2 protein-coding genes are annotated in these 1,991 nt (G+C 61.8%); one reads left to right on the top strand and one right to left on the bottom strand.

Annotated features, from left to right (window positions below; translation table 11 throughout):
* Positions 1–66 precede the first annotated feature (66 nt).
* Positions 67–438, bottom strand: a complete 372-nt coding sequence (locus ABYB95_RS22525; RefSeq protein ID WP_372662267.1) for a DUF2200 domain-containing protein — start codon at positions 436–438, stop codon at positions 67–69.
* 429 nt (positions 439–867) lie between these two features.
* On the opposite strand from ABYB95_RS22525, the gene ABYB95_RS22520 reads away from it, so the two are divergent.
* Positions 868–1,839, top strand: a complete 972-nt coding sequence (locus ABYB95_RS22520) for a FecR domain-containing protein (protein ID WP_372662264.1) — start codon at positions 868–870, stop codon at positions 1,837–1,839.
* The last annotated feature ends 152 nt before the right edge of the window (positions 1,840–1,991 follow it).

Genomic DNA, 1,991 nt, shown 5'->3' with positions numbered 1-1,991 from the left:
GTCGACTACCAACAAGAAGGGCTGCCCAAGGCAGCCCTTCTTGTTGGTAGAGGCTCAAAACCAGTCTTACTGCCGAAGAATCTTCTCCATGGGTTTTCCTTTGGCGAGTTCATCAACCAGCTTGTCGAGCTGGCGAATCTTTTGCATCAGCGGATCCTCGACCGCCTCCACCCGCACACCGCAGACCACGCCTTTGATCAGCGCTCTGTTTGGATGCAGTGCTGGGGCTTGATCAAAAAACGCTGTGAAGTCCGTTCTCTGCTCGATCTGATGCAGCAGACCCGCTTGGTCGTACCCGGTCAGCCAGCAGATGATGCGGTCAACCTCTTCCTTCGTGCGTCCCTTTCGCTCGGCCTTCTTCACATACGCTGGGTACACAGCCGCGAACGGCATCACAAAAATTCGATGTGCGGTCATCTTGGTATGGGTTGATGTCATGAAGCCCAACGGTGGGCGTTCAGCTGACCTGCCACACCCAACCGCGAAACCCAGGGGTTGCCATGCGTACGAAGGCCACCGAGCATCCTCCCGTATGAGCACCAGACTCCCTGCCACCCAAGCCACGCCCGAGTCAAAGGCCCAACCCGAAAGCCACACCGTGCCGCTGTGCCCCGGCGAAGTGCCGACCTGGCTGAGCACACCTCTGTACTGGCAGCGACGAATACGGCCAATGGATGAGGATGAGGGGCTTTGTGCGCGTCCAGCAACGCCCAAGTGTTGAATCGTTCACGCATTTCCCCAGCGAAGAACCGCCAATCAGCGAATGCCGTCCTTTTACACATCTGTTTACATCTTGTCTGCGTATGGTCGGATGAAGCCCGCTCTATCCGACCCATACCAGAGCACCGATTCATGAAGGAACCGACCATGGCAACGCCACTCACAACGCCCCACCCCGTCTCGACCGCCCGGTTGCAGAGCCCGCTTTTGCGCCGCGCCGCCCTGGCATTGCTCCCGATTGCATGCGCTGTGTTCGTGTGGGCCATGCCCGGATCAGCCCGAGCGGCCACGGCGCCAACGGTGGTGGAAGCGGTGCAATTGCCAGCGTGGGTCGAGCATAGTGGCCAACGCCGTCCGGCACAACCTGGGCAGACCTTGGGTGCCCGCGACAGCGCGATCACCGCCGAAGGCGCCCGCATGCTGTTGCGCCTGCCCGACCGCAGCATGGTCAAGCTGGGTGAGAAAACCCAGTTCTTGATCGAAGAGATGGCACAAAGCCGGTCCGGCAAGGTCGACCCCGGCACCCTCAAATCCACGCTTCGCCTGGTCACCGGCATCTTCCGCTACGCCACCGACTACTCCAGCAAGGCCTTGGGGGTGCGGCGCGATCTGTCGCTGAAAATCAATACCGCTACCGTCGGCGTTCGCGGCACCGATTTTTGGAGCATGACGGACGACGCACACGACGCGGTTTGCCTGTTCGAGGGCAAGGTAGAGGTTCTGAGCAGCGCGCAAGGCAGCATCCCGCTGGACAAGCCAGGTGCTTTCTGGCTCACGTTCACCGGCAAACCCGCCACGCCTCCCGGCCAAGCCACACCCGATCAGCTGGCGAAGTTCATCGCCCAAGCCGAGCTCACACCGGGCGCTGGCATCGCACTTGAGGGGGGACGGTGGCGCGCGGTCGCGGCTTTGCTGAGCAGCGGTGTCGAGGCCGCTGCGCTGCGCGAGCGGCTGCGCACGGCCGGATATCCGGCCGACATCTTGGTCAAGCGCGGGCGGTATGAGGTGCGCATCAACGACCTCGCGACCGAGCAAGACGCGACTTCGGTGCTGGAGCGTTTGCAGCAAGCGACCGACCTGACCGCAGACGGTGCGCGCGTGGCGCTGGCTTCCAGCTGAGCCCTGCACCAAGCCATCAAGGCGAGCAGGTCCTAGGAGCCTGCGCGGCAGAAGGCGTCGAAAGCGAAAATCGCCCCCAGCGAGGACAGTTTTTGCCGGATGTGCAGCCCCATAGCCCGGCTATGGGGCAAATAGACGGTGAAAAATGGACT

This window comes from Hydrogenophaga sp. (genome assembly GCF_041633695.1).
Lineage (GTDB): Bacteria > Pseudomonadota > Gammaproteobacteria > Burkholderiales > Burkholderiaceae_C > Hydrogenophaga.
This window is presented reverse-complemented; position numbering and strand designations above follow the sequence as displayed.